Origin of the sequence: Xylanimonas allomyrinae (assembly GCF_004135345.1) — a bacterium.
Classification (GTDB): Bacteria; Actinomycetota; Actinomycetes; order Actinomycetales; family Cellulomonadaceae; genus Xylanimonas; species Xylanimonas allomyrinae.
The window spans coordinates 334,858-350,665 of sequence record NZ_CP035495.1 but is presented as its reverse complement, the minus strand read 5'-3'; the positions used below and the strand labels follow the sequence as shown (position 1 = coordinate 350,665).

Sequence of the window (15,808 nt, the reverse complement as noted above, 5' to 3'; positions counted from 1 at the left end):
CCACACATCGAACTCATGGCCGGTCTCCGTGCTGCACTCCCTGACCCGGCTGCACCGGACCGTCACCCACCCACGACGACGACTGCCACGGCTGACCCGGTGCCGACTGACCCGGTGCCGGCTGGCCCGGTGCCGGCTGGCCCGGTGTCGGCTGGCCCTGTGCCGGCTGGCCCTGTGCCGGCTGACCCTGTGGTTGTGGCCAGGCCTGGGGTGGCACGCCCGCACCGGGCACCGGTACCGCGGGGCCGGGAACCGTGCGGCCCCGACGCGTCAGCACCACCACGACCGTCACCACCCCCGCCACCAGCACCAGCCCGACCACACCCAGACCACCGACCAGCACCCACCGACCCACACCCCACCCGGCCGCACCCGCCGGGGCCTGCCCCGCCTGCGTGCCGCCCGACCCATCACCCGACGCCTTGCCCGACGTCTTGCCCGACGGGTCGGTCGACGGGTCGGCTGCCAGTGCGGGCGCCCACGACGGACGCACACCCGCCGCGATCTCCTCAGCCGTCGGGGAAGGCTCAGACCTCTCTGGGTCGACACTCCGGAGCTCGATCAGCGGGTTCTGGTCCGGGTACTGGGCGGGGTCACCCGCCCGCACCATGTGCCCCACCGACGCCAGCCCGTACCCGAAGATCTCGTCATAACCCAGCTCGTGATCCTCCGAGCCCGTGTTCCGGATCAACGACTGAAGCAACTGGTTGGCCGTCGCGTCCGGGTACACGCTCCACACATCCGCCAACATCCCCGCCACCAACGGCGTCGCAAACGACGAACCGTCGGCGATCTCCAGCGACCGCCAATCACCCGTGGTGGGGTCCCCCTGCACCAGCATCTGCCCACCCGCAGCCATCACGACCCGCTGATGCCCAAAGTCCTGGAGCCGGGCAGTCGGGGTCGCAGGCTTCAGGTCCGGCCCCACCGCCTGCACCGCCACCCCACCATTGACACGGAGGGTTGCCACACCGTCGTTGGACATCCCGTGGACCACGATCACGCCTTCGTGCATCGCATACGCGAACGCCACCGACAAATCATCGCCAGACACCGTAATGGTCTCCTGCGAGATGGAGATGATGTCCGCACCGTCATCCACGGCCTGCACGACCGCAGCCGCTACCGCATCGACGTCGTTCACGCTGCCACAGAGGATGCCGGGGTTGTAGGAGCCATCCGGGTTCGGGCTGTAGTAGCCGTTATCGTCGTAGAAGCGCACCCGCGCCTTCGGCGAGATCCCCCTCACCGAGGACTGCCCGTCATACCCCTGACCATTCCCCACCAGATGCGCCACCACATTCGTGCCATGCCACGACTCGAAAAGATCAGTCGTTGCCGCGGCCGCCGGCGCATCATCCGCCTCGTTCATACAGAACGACGGCTCATGCACCTCCAGATCCGCATCCGCCAGCATCGGCACCTGCGGGTTAATCCCGTCATCAATCACCGCGACCGTGACCCCATGACCATCCGCACCCTGCGCATTCACCTCAGCCACGCCATACGAGCCGTACCACCACGACCCGTCCATACCCCACGCCGCCGCACCCCCGCCAACGACCACCACCCCAGCCACCACCACGGCAGCAACCAGGCGACCCTCCGTCGTCCGCGCACACCGCGTACCGGCGGAACGCCATCGCGCCCGGCTCACGTCCGAGAGCCGAGCACGGGTGCGGCTTTACCGACCCCTGTCGTGGCGGAGGCGCCCGTGGCCTGGGACGTCGCGTCCGACGAGCGCAGGGCCGCCTCGAGCATGCCGTTCACGTCGTCACGGCTCTCCCACGCGTCCCGCAACTCGTCGGCCGAGCGGCCGAGCGGATCTCCGTCCGCCATCCGCTCCCACAGCACGCGGTACTCCAGCGCGTCATGCTGTTCCTGCGCCATGAGCCGCGCGATGTCGCCGAGCCCGGTCGCCGAGCCGTCCGGCCCGTCTGCGGCCTCTGCCCCCGCGACCGGTTCGCCCGGCACGGCGGGATCGGTCGCCGCCGGATCCATCGGCGCCGGCTCGGTCTCTGTTGGGTCCGACTCCGGCAGGCCGTCGGGCACGGGTTCCCACCCCACCGGCCCTGCCACCCCCGGGCCGTCGGGCGCTGGGTCGACAGACGCCGCATCGGCGGATGCCTGGTATCCCGGCGCGGGATCCTCGGGGTCGAGCGTCGGGGAGACCGTGGGGCCGTCGTCTGCGCCGCGGATGGACGGTCCGGTGCTGGAGAACGTGACATCGCCGTCGGACTGGATCACGTAGACGTCGCCGTTGCCTGACGACTCGATGTTCAGTGACCCTGCGTTCAGGGTGTCGCCGCCGGCATCAGTCGACGTCGGCGGAGCCGACACGTTCCCGGGCTCGTCGGCGTCGAACCCGCCCCCGAGCTCACCGCCACCGCCAAACGCGCCCGCGCCGCCACCATAGCCGCCACCGCCACCGCCATAGCCGCCACCGCCATAGCCGCCACCGCCATAGCCGCCACCGCCGTAACCGCCGCCCGGCACCGCTCCGGGCTGGCCGACGGCGACATTGACGTCGACGTTGATCTGCGCAAGGGCGTCCACTAGCCCCTGGATCGTGTCGATCCGCTCCTGCTCGTCGCTCTCCGTGTCCGCGCGGTACGCCTCAAGGTGCTCCGCCTGCTTGTCCAGGGCGTCGGCGATCGCGGACATCGCCTGGACCAAGTCCTCTCGCACCGTTCGGTACGGGCGCTCCAACAGACTGAGCAAAAGCCCTATCGCGTCGTTCAGGCAGCAGAACAAGTTGACGTAGTCGATCGTCTTGCGCACCCCCGCACCCTGGGTCCGGGAGAACTTGGCGATCTGCGTCAGCAGCTCGCCCTCGACCGTGATCTTGGCACCCATACCCCTAGTCCTCTCCGTTGTGCTCGCGGCGCCCGGCCCCGGCCTGCGGCGGGAGCTTCACAGGCTCGACGTCGTCCTCGATGGTCGGCGCCAGCAGCCCGCCCAGGCCGCGACGCTTCTTGTCTCCGCCCGCGCCACCGGCGCCCATGCCGCCGCCCATCATCGACGTGTTGCCACCGCGAGCGCCCGCAGCACCCGCACCCCCGGTCGCGCCCGCGGAACCCGCGGCACCGGACGACGTCTCACCGGCGCGGCCTGCGAGCTCGGCCGAGGCTGCGCCCGCCCCCCGGGCACCGACCCCGCCCATGCCTGTGCCGCCGGAGCCAGCGCCTGCGCCAGCGCCCGCACCCGCACCCGCACCCGCACCCGCACCCGAGCCGATCCCGCCGACACCTCCCGCAGACCGGAAACCGGCGCCCGCGCCCGCGCCCGCAGATCCGAGCCCGCCGGCAGCACCCGATCCGCCCGCAGACCCGAACCCACCCGCGGAGCCCGATCCGCCCGCAGACCCGAACCCACCCGCGGAACCCAGCCCACCCGCGGAACCCGACGCCTGACCGGCGCCGAATCCTCCGCCGGTCAGCCCTCCCAGTCCGGCGGCCAGGCGCGCGCCCGTCAGGCCCGCAGCGCCCAGACCCGCCACGGAGCCTGCCGCGCCGATCCCGCCCGAGCCGAAACCCCCGGACCCCGCACCAGCGGCACCGCTGCCGCTGCCCGCGGCCCAGGCTCCGCCGTCCCAGGAACCGACGCCGCCCGCACCACTGTCTACGGACACGTAGCCGCCCGACGACGAGGGTGGCGCACCCGGCACGTAGCCGTGCGACGAGCCAGCCGAACCCGCCGAGCCTGCCGAACCCGCCGAGCCTGCCGAACCCGCCAGGCCGTCGAAGCCCGCGGACATGCCCGTCCCCGACGACGGCGCCGCGCCGGGCACGTACCCGGGCACCTGCCCGGACGAGCCGCCGAAGACCCCCGACCCGGCCGCCCCTGACGACGGGGCCACGCCCGGCTCGTACCCCGCTCCCGGGGCGCCGCCGAGCGGGCCTGGCGACGACTGCCAGCCGGCGCTGCTCGCGGCCGCCGAGCCGCCGGTGCTCCCCACGTCCCAGACGGTCCCCGCGCTGCCCAGGGCCCCCGCGCCCGGACCACCCACGCCCCAGGAGAGGCCCCCACCGGCACTCGGGTTGCCGACACCGGACGAGCCGGGCCCACCCACCGCGGAGGTGCCGTTCCCCTCGTCGTCGCCATCGTCCACGCTCGTCGACGGTAGTTGGCGTGTGTGCAAGACGTCATCGAACCGAAGAAGCGGCTTGAGTTGCTTCTCCGCACGCTCGAGCGCGGCGCCTGCATGCTCCTCACGCTTGTGGTCCAGGTACGCCGTAACGGCGGCCATGGCCCCCGCGCCGGCCAGGAACGGCGCACCAAAGACCGTGAAGGCCGTGCCGGCGGCGGCTGTCAGGATCACTTCCTTCGCGCCCTTAGGCAGTTCGGGCATGCCGTCCTGCTCGCTCCGGAGCGCGGCGCGCACCCGGTTCGCCTCCTCGACGTCCCGCAGAGCCGCCTCCGCCATCTCAACCGCCGTCGAGCAGGTGTTCGTGATGTCGACCAGCGCGGCCCGTGCGGCGTCGCCCGCCGTGCCGGTCAGTGCCGTGTCCATGCCACGCAGCGCGTCCATCAGGTCACGCGCCCGCTCCGCGAACTGCTGGGCGCCGGGCATCGCCCAGTCCTCCCCGGACACCAGTGCCTTGAGCTCATCCGTCTTCGACGTCATCGCCGTTCTCCTTGCTGCTGTCCGTGGCCCGGCTGCACCGGGCCGTCACTCGGCGTCGTGTCGCCCCGCCACAGCTGGCCCTGTGCCGGCTGGCCCTGTGCCGGCTGGCCTGGTGGTTGTGGCCAGGCCTGGGGTGGCACGCCCGTACCGGGCACCGGTACCGCGGGGCCGGGAACCGTGCGGCCCCGGCGCGTCAGCACCACCACGACCGTCACCACCCCCGCCACCAGCACCAGCCCGACCACACCCAGACCACCAACCAGCACCCACCGACCCACACCCCACCCGGCCGCACCCGCCGGGGCCTGCCCCGCCTGCGTGCCGCCCGACCCATCACCCGACGCCTTGTCCGACGTCTTGCCCGACGGGTCGGCCGCCAGCGCGGGCGCCCACGACGGACGCACACCCGCCGCGATCTCCTCAGCCGTCGGGGAAGGCTCAAAGCCCTCCCGGTCGGCGCTCCAGGGCTCGATCAACGGGTTCTGGTCCGGGTACTGGGCGGGGTCACCCGCCCGCACCATGTGCCCCACCGACGCCAGCCCGTACCCGAAGATCTCGTCATAACCCAGCTCGTGATCCTCCGAGCCCGTGTTCCGGATCAACGACTGAAGCAACTGGTTGGCCGTCGCGTCCGGGTACACGCTCCACACATCCGCCAACATCCCCGCCACCAACGGCGTCGCCACCGACGAACCGTCGGCGATCTCCGTGGGCTCCCAATCACCCGTGGTGACATCCCCCTGCACCAGCATCTGACCACCCGCAGCCATCACGACCCGCTGATGTGCAATGTCCCGGATCCGGGCAGTCGGGGTCGCAGGCTCCAGATCCGGCCCCACCGCCTGCACCGCCACCCCACCATTGACACGGAGGACTGCCACACCGTCGTTGGACATCCCATGGACCACGATCACGCCTTCGTGAATCGCATACGCGAACGCCGCCGACAAATCGCCCGGCGCCGTATTGGTCTCCTGCGAGATGGAGATGATGTCCGCACCGTCATCCACCGCCTGCACGACCGCAGCCGCTACCGCATCGACGTCGTTCACGCTGTTGCAAAGGATGCCGGCGCTGTAGGAGCCATCCGGGTTCGGGCTGTAGTAGCCGCTGTCGTCATAGAAGCGCACACGCGCCTTCGGCGAGATCCCCCTCACCGAGGACTGCCCGTCATACCCCTGACCATTCCCCACCAGATGCGCCACCACATTCGTGCCATGCCACGACCCGAAAAGATCAGTCGTCGCCGCAGCCGCCGGCGCATCATCCGCCTCGTTCAAACAGAACGACGGCTCATGCACCACCAGATCCGCATCCGCCAGCATCGGCACCTGCGGGTTGATCCCGCTATCGATCACCGCGACCGTGACCCCATGACCATCCGCACCCTGCGCATTCACCTCAGCCACGCCATACGACCCGTACCACCACGACCCGTCCACACCCCACGCCGCCGCACCCCCGCCAACGACCACCACCCCAGCCACCACCACGGCAGCAACCAGGCGCGCAGGCCTCGGGGTCACGAAAGGCCGTCCTGTCCCGCGGTGGACTTCGCCTCGGGCTGGGCAGCGGCCACCGCGTCCAGCGTCGACAGCACCGTCTGACCGTTCTGGTCCGCGGCGCCGAGCTCGTCGATGGCAGCGCGCAACCTGTCGGCGTGCTGCTCCAGCACGCCAACGAGAAGGTTCGCTTGAGTCCCGAAGGTCCTGGCGAGGCCGGTCATGCGCTTCTCGAATGTTTGCGCTGTCGGAACCCCCTTCAGCCCCTCGGTCTGCTCCACCACAGCCGGACTCGGCAGCCCGTCCGCCAGGCTCCGCAGCGCGCGCACCTGCTGCGCGACGTCATCGACCGAAATCGCGATCTTCACCTTGAACCCGCTCCCTCGCAGAACACCCGACGGACACCACATGTGCGGCCGGGCCAGGATCGCCCGGCCCGGCCGCTTGCCGAACGTCAGCCGAAGCGACGTGCCGACGACGAGTCCGAGCTCCGGTACGAGTCGGCGATCTGCTGCGTCGAGGACGCGATGCGCTCCAGGAGCTGCTGAAGCTCCCCGAGCGCCTTGGACCACTCACGCTGCGCGATGTCGTACTGCTCCTGCGCCTGACCACTCCAGGACGCGCGCAGGCGCCCGACCTTCTGCTCCAGCGTCTCCAGCTCGTTACGGATGCCCGAGGCACCCGTGCGAATCTGACCCGACAGCGTCACCACGCTCTCCGGAGTCACCGAGAACGAACCCAGACCAGCCATCACTCACTCCCAACCAGGAAAGAAGAACCGAGGAAAAGAACCGTCGACCTGCACGAATGCCCAGCGGGCCGCAGGCCCACTCACGCGCCCATCATCGAGCCGAGACCAGAGATCACCTGCTGGTGGCTGTCGTCCGTCGCGGCCTGGTCCCGAGCGGTGCCGCGCAGCGACGCCTCCAGGTTGTCGAGCACCGCGTTCAGGCGGCTGGTCTTGGAGTCCCACTCACCCATGAGCTGGGCGAACTTCGCCGCAGCAGGCCCGGTCCACATGCCCGACAACTGCTCGATCTCGCCGCGGACGAACTTGACCTGGCCATCGATCGCGGTCTTCGCGTCCGCGACCGCGATCGCGCCCTGCTCAAGGGCACCTTCCTCAGCCGAGATGTTGCTCTGCACCATCAGCACTTCTCCTTGCTACCGGTGTTGCGAGAGCGAGACCGCCCCTGGTGCCCGCTCGCTCCCCACCGGGCAACGTGCCCGGCGTCACCGATGGTGACGACCTGGACGCCGATCCGTGTGAACATGTCGCACAACGTCGAACCGACGCCGCGCCATGACGCATCACGACCCTCCGCCACGCCCAGGTGGTCGCAATGCGTCGCGCTCGCACCACGGTCCCCGGCTGCCGGTACTTTCACCCCGGTGCATCCCGCACCCGAGCGAGATGCGTCTGAGGAGTCCTGATGCCGACCGCATCCGTCACGGCCGACGCCGTACACGTCTCCGTCACCTGCGACGACAGGCGGCTCGACCTCACCGTGCCGACGCACGTGCCGCTGCTGGAGATGCTTCCCGCCGTGGCACGCGGCCTCGGCGTGCTCGACCCGTCCTCCGTCCACGGGGGGTTCGCGGTCCAACGCACCGACGGCACCCGCCTCGACCCCGGGCTCGACGCGCACACCCTCGGCCTGCGCGACGGCGAACTGCTGACCCTCGTGGCCAACGCCGCCGCGGCCGAACGCCGACGGTACGACGACGTCGTCGAGGCCGTCATCGACGCCGTCCAGGCCGGCGCATCCCCCTGGACCGCACGCGATCAGGCGCGCACCGCCCTGGGAGTCTCGCTGACGTTCCTCGCGCTCGGCGCGGCGGTGCTCGCATCGACAGGTCCGGGCACCGGCATCGGACCACTCGTGGCATGGAGCGGCTGCGCCGTGCTGCTCGTCCTGTGCGTGACGCTCACCCGCACCGGCCAACCCGAGGCCGGACACGGTCTCGGACTGGCCGCCAGCGTCTACGGCGCCGTCGGCGCATGGCTCGTGCTCCCCGCCCACACGTCCGTGCACTGGCAGGCGGTCGCCGCGTGCGCGGCGCTCGTACTGGTCGGCGCCGCCGCACTCGCCGGCAGCGGCAGCGGACCCCAGGTTCACGTCATCCCCGTCGCCACAGGCCTCGCCCTCGGCGGAGCGGAGGCGTTCACCGCGCTGGACGGCGTGACCGCCGTCGCGGCACTCGCCGTCACCGTCGCCGTCTGCGGCACCACCACCAACCTGCTGCCCTGGCTCACCCTCGCCTCCACGAGGCTCCAGGTGACCAGTCCACAGTCGGACGCCGAGATCCTGGCGGCACCGCCGTCCGTCGACCCCCAGGACGTCGCGCGGCGCACCGCCGAAGGCCACGCCGTGCTCGGCTCGCTACGCATCGCCGGAGCCCTCGTGCTGCTCGCGGCGACCTGGACCGTCGCAGGATCGGGCCCGCTGGGCGCCGCGCTGTGCGCCCTCGCCTTTCTCGGCATGCTCTTCACCTCCCGTCAGGTCTACGCGCGCGGCCAGGTACGAACCCTCGTCGTGATGGCCACCGCCGGACTGACCCTCACCGGCGCGATCAGCGCACTGACCGGCTCCGTGAGCCGCGGCGTCCTGCTGGGCGTGGTACTCGCCGCAGGAGCCGGCGTCGTCGCCCTCAGCGTGCTCGGCACAGGCCCCCGCCAGCGCCTCTCACGCCTGGCAGACGCCGTCGAGCTCGGCTGCCTCGCCGCGCTCCTTCCGCTCGGCGTCCTCGCCGCCGGGATCGCGTGATCGACCCGTGGCCAGCAAGAAAGACCTCATCGAGGCACAGAGCTTCTCCCGGCGCCGGCTCATCACCGCCTTCACCTCCGGCGGCGCAGGCACCAAGGAGCTCGAACCGGCCAAACCGCTCCGCGCCGTGGTCGCCGGGACCGCCCTCGCCGCGCTCGTCCTCGCAGGCAGCGCGTTCACCGGACTGGTCTCGCCCGCGCTGCCAGACGGCTGGGACAACGGCGCACTCGTCGTCGCCTCAGACACGGGCGCGCGATTCGTCTCGTCGCAAGGGACGCTCTACCCCGTGCCCAACACGGCCAGCGCGCGCCTCCTGCTGCCGGCCGACCAGTTCGACGTCGTCACCACCAAAGCGAAGAACCTGGGCAAAGCGCCCCTCGGCCCCGCCGTCGGCATCCCCGGCGCACCCGAGGCGCTGCCCGCGACCGACCGCCTCGTGGGCGCAGGCTGGACGGCCTGCACCGTCCCCGGAACACAGGCGCCCCCCGGGAGCCGCCCCCCACCGGCATCACCGTGCGGATCGCAGCCCAGCCCGCCGCTCACCCCACGCAGTCCGCCGCGCTCGTGAGCGTCGGCACCCAGGTGTGGATCGTGGCCGGAGGACTGCGCTTCGAAGTCGACCCCGGACGACGCGACCAGGTGCTGCGCGCGCTCGGCCTCGCCGACGCGACGCCCGTCACCGTGGACGACCGGTGGATCAACCTGTTCGACCCCGGCGAACCGCTGCGCCCGTTCACCCTGCCCGGAGCCGGAGGCGCCGTCCTCGGCACCACGCTGCGCGCCGGCCAGGTCGTCCACCCCACCTCCATGGCGGCCGACGACAGGTTCCTCGTCGGGACCGACGGGTCCCTCGCACCCCTGTCCCCGTTCGCGCTGCGGCTCTACCGCATCGACACGCCAGGCGACCTGGGCGACCCCGTCGACATCGACCCGAGCGAGATCGAGACCCTGCCCAACGCGCAGCACGTCGCAGGAAGCGAGACGTGGCCCCACGGCGTACCCGACCGGCTCACCGGCGACGCACCATGCGCGCTGACCGTGCCCGACGGACCCCGCGCCCGCACGGTGCTCGCCGCGATCCCCGGCACACCAGCAGCGGCGCCCACCACACAGGACGCACCGGGCACCACCGTCACCGTCGAGCCCGGCACCGGCGCCCTCGTGGTGACCTCAGCGACCGGCGACGGCCAGTCAGCCGAGAGCACCTACCTCATCGACGCCACCGGCACCGCCTACCCCGTCGCCGACGCCGACGCCGTCGCACGGCTCGGCTACGGCCACGTCACGCCGCCCTCGCTCTCGCCCGGCTGGATCGCGCTGCTCCCCGCCGGGCCAGAACTGTCCGTCACCGCCGCCGGGCAAGGCCTGACCGCCAGCCGGTCGACCACCGCGCAGGACGCGCCGTGACCCGTGCCCACGCCGGCCACACGCCACGCGCCCTGCGCAGCGGCGCCGCGCTCGCCCTGACGCTCGCCCTCCTGCCAGCGACAACCCCGCCGGCACACGCCGCCGACGACACCTGCACCGGCCCCCACCTCATCGACCAGGCCTCCCCCACGCTCGCCCGGCTCCAGGTGAGCCAGGCGCACGCACTCAGCACCGGCAGCGGAGTCGTGGTCGCCGTCATCGACTCAGGGATCGACGCCACCAACCCCCACCTGGGCGCCGCCGTGCTGCCCGGAATCGACCTCGTCGACGACACCTCCACCACTCCCGGCGAGGTCGACCTCGACGGGCACGGCACCGCCGTCGCAGGCATCATCGCCGCCCGGACGTTCCCGGGATCCGCCGTCGAAGGACTCGCACCCGACGCCCGACTGCTCCCCGTGCGTGTCTACAGCCAGAACACGGACGACGCACGCAAAGCCGGCACCGGACCGACGTCGGACAGGATCGCGGCGGGCATCCGCGCCGCAGCCGACGCCGGAGCCGTCATCGCCAACGTCTCGCTGTCAAGCACCGAAGACGTGCCCGTCATCGCCGACGCCGTCGCCTACGCGCACGACCACGGGATGCTCATCGTCGCGAGCGCAGGCAACCGCGCCAGCTCCGAGTCCGAGACGGACGGCCCGCGCTACCCGGCCGCCTACCCCGGCGTGCTCGCCGTCGCCGCGCTCGACGCCGACGGCAGGCCCGCCGACCAGTCCATCCACGGGCCGCACGTCGACATCGCCGCCCCCGGCGCCCAGGTGGTGACCACCACCACCGGCGGCATCGACTGCATCTACGCGACCGACTCGGCCGAGTCGTCGTTCGCCACCGCCTACGTGTCAGGCGCCGCGGCGCTCGTCGCCGCCGCACATCCCCAGGAGTCGCCCGACCAGTGGGCGTACCGCCTCACCGCAACCGCGGCTCGTGCACGGCTCGACAGCCGCGACGACCAGGCCGGCTGGGGCACGGTCCAGCCGTTCGCCGCACTCACCCTGGTACCCGGCCCCGGCACACGCGGCGGGGAACGCCCCGACGGTGCACCGACCACGAGCGCCGCACCACATCAAGCCGCACCGCTCGTGATCGTGCGACCGCCCGACCCCTGGCAGGACGCGCGCGCCGTCGGCGCCGCCATCGGCGTGCTCGGCCCCGCACTCGTACTGATCGCACTGCTGCTGGGCAGGGCACGGACCCGGCGAGATCGCGGCCCGGACGCCGCAACGCCCACCGCGTCGGCCTGACCAGCGCCCCACGCAGCGCGTCGAACCATCCGACGCTTGACCCGTCAGGCCCTGCGCACCTCCAGCCCCAGGTCACCCAGCTCGAACCGCCCCGGCACCGGCGTCGGCGTCGACGCCGGAACGGCACGCACCCGCCCGTCCGGGCCGGCGACGCGAGAGCCGTTCGTCGAACCCAGATCCGTCAGGACCCAGCCGTCACCGACACGTTCCAGCCGGGCATGCACCTTGGACAGCGTGCGCGAGGCATCCGCGAGCGCGACCGCGACATCGCCCGCACGCACCGCCTCCGGGCGCCGGCCCAGGACGACGGCCGCTCCCTTGAGCGGCAGGACCCGCCCGTCGTCGAACACGAGCACCCAGCGCTCCGCCCCCGGAGCCGGCGCGGCCACGGGCACAGCAGAAACGGCCGGCTCCACACCGCCGCCGACCTGTGCCGCTGCCGCGGCAGCCCGAAGGCTGGCACGCGTGGGCAGTGCCGCCCCCGTCCCCGCCGCGCCGGGCGCGGGTGCGGGTGCGGGCTGTGCCGTTCCGGGCGCGGGTGCGGTAGGCACCGGCGCCTGCGGGTGCGTGACAGGCGGCAGCACCGGAGGCGGAGCCGGCACGGGCGGCAGCACCGTGGGCGGAGCCGGCACGGGCGGCAGCACCGGGGGTGATGCCGGCACGGGCGGCAGCGCGGTGGGCGGGGCCGTCGGTGCCCAGGCCGGCACAGCACTCGCCGCCGCGGTGCCGGTCAGACGGCTGCCCGACGGCAGGACCTCCATCGGCTGGACCCCTGGCGGTGCGGTGATCAACGGTCGCGCCGCCGCGACCGTTGCCGGTGCGCCACCCTGAGACGCGTCGATCGCCGGCACAGGCGTCATCGGGGCCGGGAGAGAGGGCGCAGGCCCCACCGGCACAGGCGCCACCGGCACGGGCCCCACCGGCACGGGCCCCACCGGCACAGGGAGTGCAGCGGGGGACGCGGTCCGCGCGACCTGGGCACGTTCAGCCGGTCTCGACCCGGCCGCGACATGCGCCCAGACCGGAGGCAACAGCACGGCCAGCGCCGTCGCGCCCCCGCCCCGCCCCAGCTTCGCGCCGATGCGGTGCGCCGCCCGGGCCCGCACCACCACGGCGTACAGGTTCACGCCCGGGACGACCATCAGGAGAGCGGTCCACCACGGTTCGCCACCGCACACGCACACCTCGGCCTCGTTGGCGAACGGGACCCAGGCCCGCCACGGCTCGCCCCCGACGGCACGGAACAGACGAGCCAGGCCCGCCGCGTACCACAGGTGCACGAGCGCGACCACGACGACGGCCGTCCAGCAGGCGACGATCCAGACCACCGCACCAGACCCCGGCATCAGGCACTCACCGTGACCTGGCCGGTGCGCCGCCCGGACCGGCTGGCGGCGGCGCGTCGGGTGGCGTCGTTCAGCATGGTTCGCTCCCTCGTGTCAGGTCGGTCGGGTACATCGGGCGGATCGCGCGGCGCGGGTCACCCAGGGTGCATGGCCAGGAGTGCGACGAGTCCGACCAGAGCCGTCAGCACCACCGCAGCGCCGATCCCGATCACCGTCGCCGCACCGCGGCGGCCGGCACGACGACGGCTCTCGCGCACGCGCACGTCGTCGTGCTGCGGCATGGACGCTGCGGGAGCCGGTGCAGGCGCGAGAACGTGCTGCGGTGCCGCAACCCTCGCCGCGTAGGTGTCCTGCTGGCCTGAGCGGACGCGAACCACGCGGCCGACCGGCAGGGTGCTGCGCCCCGCGCCCGGGGCTCCCGGCCAGGTCGCGGTGGCCGGCGCGCTCGCCCGGGGGAGCCCACGCCCCCCTCCCGGCCATGCCCTCGCCCCGAGCCGTGTCGCGTCGTCCGGCACCACACCCGCACCACCCGCCGCGCGCCGCGTCGCGTCGTCCGGCACCACACCCTCTGGCACCCCACCCGCACCACCCGCCACGAGCCGCGTCGCGTCGTCCGGCACCCCACCCTCCGGCACCACACCCGCACCACCCGCCGCGAGCCGCGTCGCGTCGTCCGGCACCCCACCCTCCGGCACCACACCCGCACCACCCGCCACGAGCCGCGTCGCGTCGTCCGGCTCGATCCCGAGCGCGCGATCGTCCCCGCTCACGACGCCCCGCCCCGGGTCGCGGGGGCGGTCGTCTCGTCCACGTCGTGCACGGGTCCCCCCTCGATGACGACGGCGACGACCGCCGTCACGTTGTCACGACCACCGGCCTGCACCGCCTTGTCGACCAGTGCCTGCGCCGCCTCCTGCGGGTCCGGCTGCGCGCGCAGCACCGCCTCGATACCGCCGTCCGGGACCTCGCGTGTCAGACCGTCCGAGCACACCAGCAGCACGTCGCCGCTGAGCATGCTGCGGACGCTGAAGTCGGCGGCGTACGGACCCGTCTCTGGAGAGCTCAGCCCGACCGCACGCGTGATGACGTTCTTGCCCGGATACGCCTCGGCCTGAGCCGGGGTCAGCTCCCCCGCGTCCACCTTCTCCTGCACCACCGAGTGGTCGACGGTCAGCCGCTCCAGCCGTTCACCGTCGAACCGGTAGACGCGCGAGTCGCCGACGTGGAAGACGAGCCAGCTCGGCTCTCCGCCGACGAGGCACGCCACCGCGCCCGCGAGCGTGCTCCCGGCGGCGGCACCAGGCCGGGCCGCGATCGAGCGCACGGCACGATGAGCCGAGTCGATCGCGGCCTCGACGTCGGCACGCTCCAGCCACCGGTATGCCGTCAGCGGGCGGAACGACTCGACGACGGCCGCGCTGGCCAGATCACCCGCGTCGTGCCCGCCCATGCCGTCCGCCACCACGAGCACCGTGTCGGACACGAGCGCGGCGTCCTCGTTGACCTGCCGCACTCGACCCGCGTGCGACACCCCGCCGACCTCGATCAGCGGCGGGGCCGGGGATTCCACCTCAGGCAGGCTCACCGCGCCCCAGCCCCTTCTCGAGGTACACCTCGGCGTCGCCGAGGTAGAAGTGGTCGGTGAGCGCGACCTCGGTGTCCGGGATGACGCGCTCCTCCGAGCCGTCCGGATGCACGAGAGTGGTTCCGTTGGTCGAGGCGAGGTCGGTCACCGTCCACGTGCCGTCGACGAGGCGCAGGAGCGCGTGCCGCTTGGAGACGGTCTTGGTGACGTCGTGCACCTGGAGCACCTGGGCGCCGGGAAGTCCCGGCTCCGGCCCTGGCCGGCGGCCGACGACGACCTGGGACGCCGTGAGCGGATGCCGCTCGACACCGGCGCCCGTCACCAGGAACCACTGTTCGGGCACCGCGCGAGTCCCGAGGCGAGTGTGCTCGTCGATGTCGTCGTCGATCGGGTCCGGCGTGGCCGGGGCAGGCGCCGAGATCGTCGTGTGATCGTCGACCGCCTCCGGCACGAAGTCAGGAACGGTCGGCGGCGGCATGAACGAGGGCTCCAGCAGCGGTGCAGGCTCCGGCGCGGGCTCCGGGGCAGGCGGTGCAGGAACAGGCGGCAGCACCGGGCTCGGGCTGGGCGGAGGTGCGAACCCGAACGACTCGACGGGCTGCTGAGCCGCCCCGACGGCGCCGGCGAGCGCCGGGGGCGCCCACGGCGAACCCGCGGCGGGCTCGTAGGCCGGCTCGGGCGCCCCGGCGACGTCCTGCGCGGGCGGCGCATACCCACCCGCCGGCGACGGCGCGTACCCGAACTCCGGGCCCGACGAACCTCCAGCCGTCGGCGGCGCGTACCCGAACTCCGGGGCTGACGAGCCGCCAGCCGCCGGCGGCGCGTACCCGCCAGCCGCGGGCGGCGCGTACCCGAACTCCGGACCCGGCTGCGCGTACCCCGGCCCGGCGAAGGCCGGCGAGGCCACCGCGTACTCAGAAGGCTGCACGCCACCCGACCACACGACGCCGGTCCACGCCAGCAAGGAAACGGCCACGAGCGGCAGGAACGCGTAGAGCACGGTGAACCCCACGCCCTGACCGAACCTCGCGCCGATGCGGTGGAACGCCATGATGAGCACCACGGCAACCGCCGGCATGCCGAGGAACGGCACCAGCCCGAGCAGCAGCAGCATCGGGTTCAGCCCGCCCGCCCGCAGCACCTCGATCTCGCGCACCACGGGCACCCAGCCCTTCCACGAGGGCAAGCCCATCTTCGAGAAGACGGCAGCGTGGGCGAGCCCTCCCCACACGATGCCCACGACGATGGCGAGGGCGAACACCACGATGGTGCCGCCGCTCAACGCGAAGACCGAGCTCTGCTCCATGA

Annotated in this window: 15 protein-coding genes; 4 read left to right on the top strand and 11 right to left on the bottom strand. The window is 72.8% G+C overall.

The genetic code is table 11. The features are described 5' to 3' along the window. Positions 1-13: 13 nt before the first annotated feature. The 7 genes from ET495_RS19090 to ET495_RS01520 form a co-directional block, all read right to left on the bottom strand. Positions 14-1,534 (bottom strand): S8/S53 family peptidase, encoded by a 1,521-nt coding sequence (locus ET495_RS19090; protein WP_129202061.1) that lies wholly within the window; start codon positions 1,532-1,534, stop codon positions 14-16. A gap of 119 nt (positions 1,535-1,653) precedes the next feature. Further along, entirely contained in the window at positions 1,654-2,781 is a 1,128-nt protein-coding gene (locus ET495_RS18005; RefSeq protein ID WP_211340889.1) for a prolipoprotein diacylglyceryl transferase, read from the bottom strand. Positions 2,782-2,860: 79 nt separating this feature from the next. Continuing rightward, positions 2,861-4,627, bottom strand: a complete 1,767-nt coding sequence (locus ET495_RS19085) for a hypothetical protein (protein ID WP_162616328.1) — start codon at positions 4,625-4,627, stop codon at positions 2,861-2,863. Continuing rightward, positions 4,624-6,036: a S8/S53 family peptidase gene (locus tag ET495_RS01530; RefSeq protein ID WP_162616327.1), complete on the bottom strand. Its 1,413-nt coding sequence runs from the start codon at positions 6,034-6,036 to the stop codon at positions 4,624-4,626. The genes ET495_RS19085 and ET495_RS01530 overlap by 4 nt, the downstream gene beginning before the upstream one ends. A gap of 113 nt (positions 6,037-6,149) precedes the next feature. Then, entirely contained in the window at positions 6,150-6,497 is a 348-nt protein-coding gene (locus ET495_RS17465) for a hypothetical protein (RefSeq protein ID WP_162616326.1), read from the bottom strand. An 86-nt stretch (positions 6,498-6,583) separates the two neighbouring features. After that, positions 6,584-6,880, bottom strand: coding sequence for a WXG100 family type VII secretion target (locus tag ET495_RS01525; protein ID WP_129202057.1), 297 nt, complete (start codon positions 6,878-6,880; stop codon positions 6,584-6,586). A gap of 80 nt (positions 6,881-6,960) precedes the next feature. Beyond that, positions 6,961-7,278, bottom strand: coding sequence for a WXG100 family type VII secretion target (locus tag ET495_RS01520; protein ID WP_245993232.1), 318 nt, complete (start codon positions 7,276-7,278; stop codon positions 6,961-6,963). Between the two features lie 284 nt (positions 7,279-7,562). Between ET495_RS01520 and eccD the strand changes: the two genes are divergently transcribed. Genes eccD through ET495_RS01500 form a run of 4 tightly spaced genes read left to right on the top strand, consistent with a single transcriptional unit; the run spans position 7,563 to position 11,569 of the window. Further along, the gene (gene eccD, locus ET495_RS01515) at positions 7,563-8,897 is read left to right on the top strand and encodes a type VII secretion integral membrane protein EccD (protein WP_129202055.1); all 1,335 of its coding nucleotides are present in this window, start codon (positions 7,563-7,565) and stop codon (positions 8,895-8,897) included. Between the two features lie 7 nt (positions 8,898-8,904). Continuing rightward, a complete protein-coding gene (locus ET495_RS19080; protein ID WP_129202053.1) occupies positions 8,905-9,465 on the top strand; it encodes a type VII secretion protein EccB in 561 nt (186 codons plus the stop codon). Then, entirely contained in the window at positions 9,411-10,304 is an 894-nt protein-coding gene (locus tag ET495_RS19075) for a type VII secretion protein EccB (RefSeq protein ID WP_162616325.1), read from the top strand. The genes ET495_RS19080 and ET495_RS19075 overlap by 55 nt, the downstream gene beginning before the upstream one ends. Beyond that, positions 10,301-11,569, top strand: a complete 1,269-nt coding sequence (locus ET495_RS01500) for a S8 family serine peptidase (protein WP_162616324.1) — start codon at positions 10,301-10,303, stop codon at positions 11,567-11,569. The genes ET495_RS19075 and ET495_RS01500 overlap by 4 nt, the downstream gene beginning before the upstream one ends. A 44-nt stretch (positions 11,570-11,613) precedes the next feature. On the opposite strand, the gene ET495_RS01495 is transcribed toward ET495_RS01500, so the two are convergent. The 4 genes from ET495_RS01495 to ET495_RS01480 all read right to left on the bottom strand — a co-directional run bounded on the left by ET495_RS01495 (position 11,614) and on the right by ET495_RS01480 (position 15,806). Beyond that, on the bottom strand, positions 11,614-12,915 hold the full coding sequence (locus ET495_RS01495; RefSeq protein WP_129202049.1) for an FHA domain-containing protein: 1,302 nt from the start codon (positions 12,913-12,915) through the stop codon (positions 11,614-11,616). Positions 12,916-13,049: 134 nt separating this feature from the next. After that, positions 13,050-13,685 carry a hypothetical protein gene (locus ET495_RS01490; protein ID WP_129202047.1) on the bottom strand — a complete coding sequence of 212 codons (636 nt, stop codon included), beginning with the start codon at positions 13,683-13,685 and terminating at the stop codon, positions 13,050-13,052. Beyond that, positions 13,682-14,485 carry a PP2C family protein-serine/threonine phosphatase gene (locus ET495_RS01485; RefSeq protein ID WP_162616323.1) on the bottom strand — a complete coding sequence of 268 codons (804 nt, stop codon included), beginning with the start codon at positions 14,483-14,485 and terminating at the stop codon, positions 13,682-13,684. The genes ET495_RS01490 and ET495_RS01485 overlap by 4 nt, the downstream gene beginning before the upstream one ends. A gap of 1 nt (position 14,486) precedes the next feature. Further along, a complete protein-coding gene (locus ET495_RS01480; protein ID WP_129202043.1) occupies positions 14,487-15,806 on the bottom strand; it encodes an FHA domain-containing protein in 1,320 nt (439 codons plus the stop codon). Between the last annotated feature and the right edge of the window lie 2 nt (positions 15,807-15,808).

Excerpts from the sequence above, each read along its gene's own strand:
- ET495_RS01480 (WP_129202043.1), bottom strand. The coding sequence starts at position 15,806 with ATGGAGCAGAGCTCGGTCTTCGCGTTGAGCGGCGGCACCATCGTGGTG.
- eccD (WP_129202055.1), top strand. The coding sequence starts at position 7,563 with ATGCCGACCGCATCCGTCACGGCCGACGCCGTACACGTCTCCGTCACC.
- ET495_RS01495 (WP_129202049.1), bottom strand. The coding sequence starts at position 12,915 with ATGCCGGGGTCTGGTGCGGTGGTCTGGATCGTCGCCTGCTGGACGGCC.
- ET495_RS01520 (WP_245993232.1), bottom strand. The coding sequence starts at position 7,278 with ATGGTGCAGAGCAACATCTCGGCTGAGGAAGGTGCCCTTGAGCAGGGC.
- ET495_RS01525 (WP_129202057.1), bottom strand. The coding sequence starts at position 6,880 with ATGGCTGGTCTGGGTTCGTTCTCGGTGACTCCGGAGAGCGTGGTGACG.
- ET495_RS19085 (WP_162616328.1), bottom strand. The coding sequence starts at position 4,627 with ATGACGTCGAAGACGGATGAGCTCAAGGCACTGGTGTCCGGGGAGGAC.
- ET495_RS19090 (WP_129202061.1), bottom strand. The coding sequence starts at position 1,534 with ATGGACGGGTCGTGGTGGTACGGCTCGTATGGCGTGGCTGAGGTGAAT.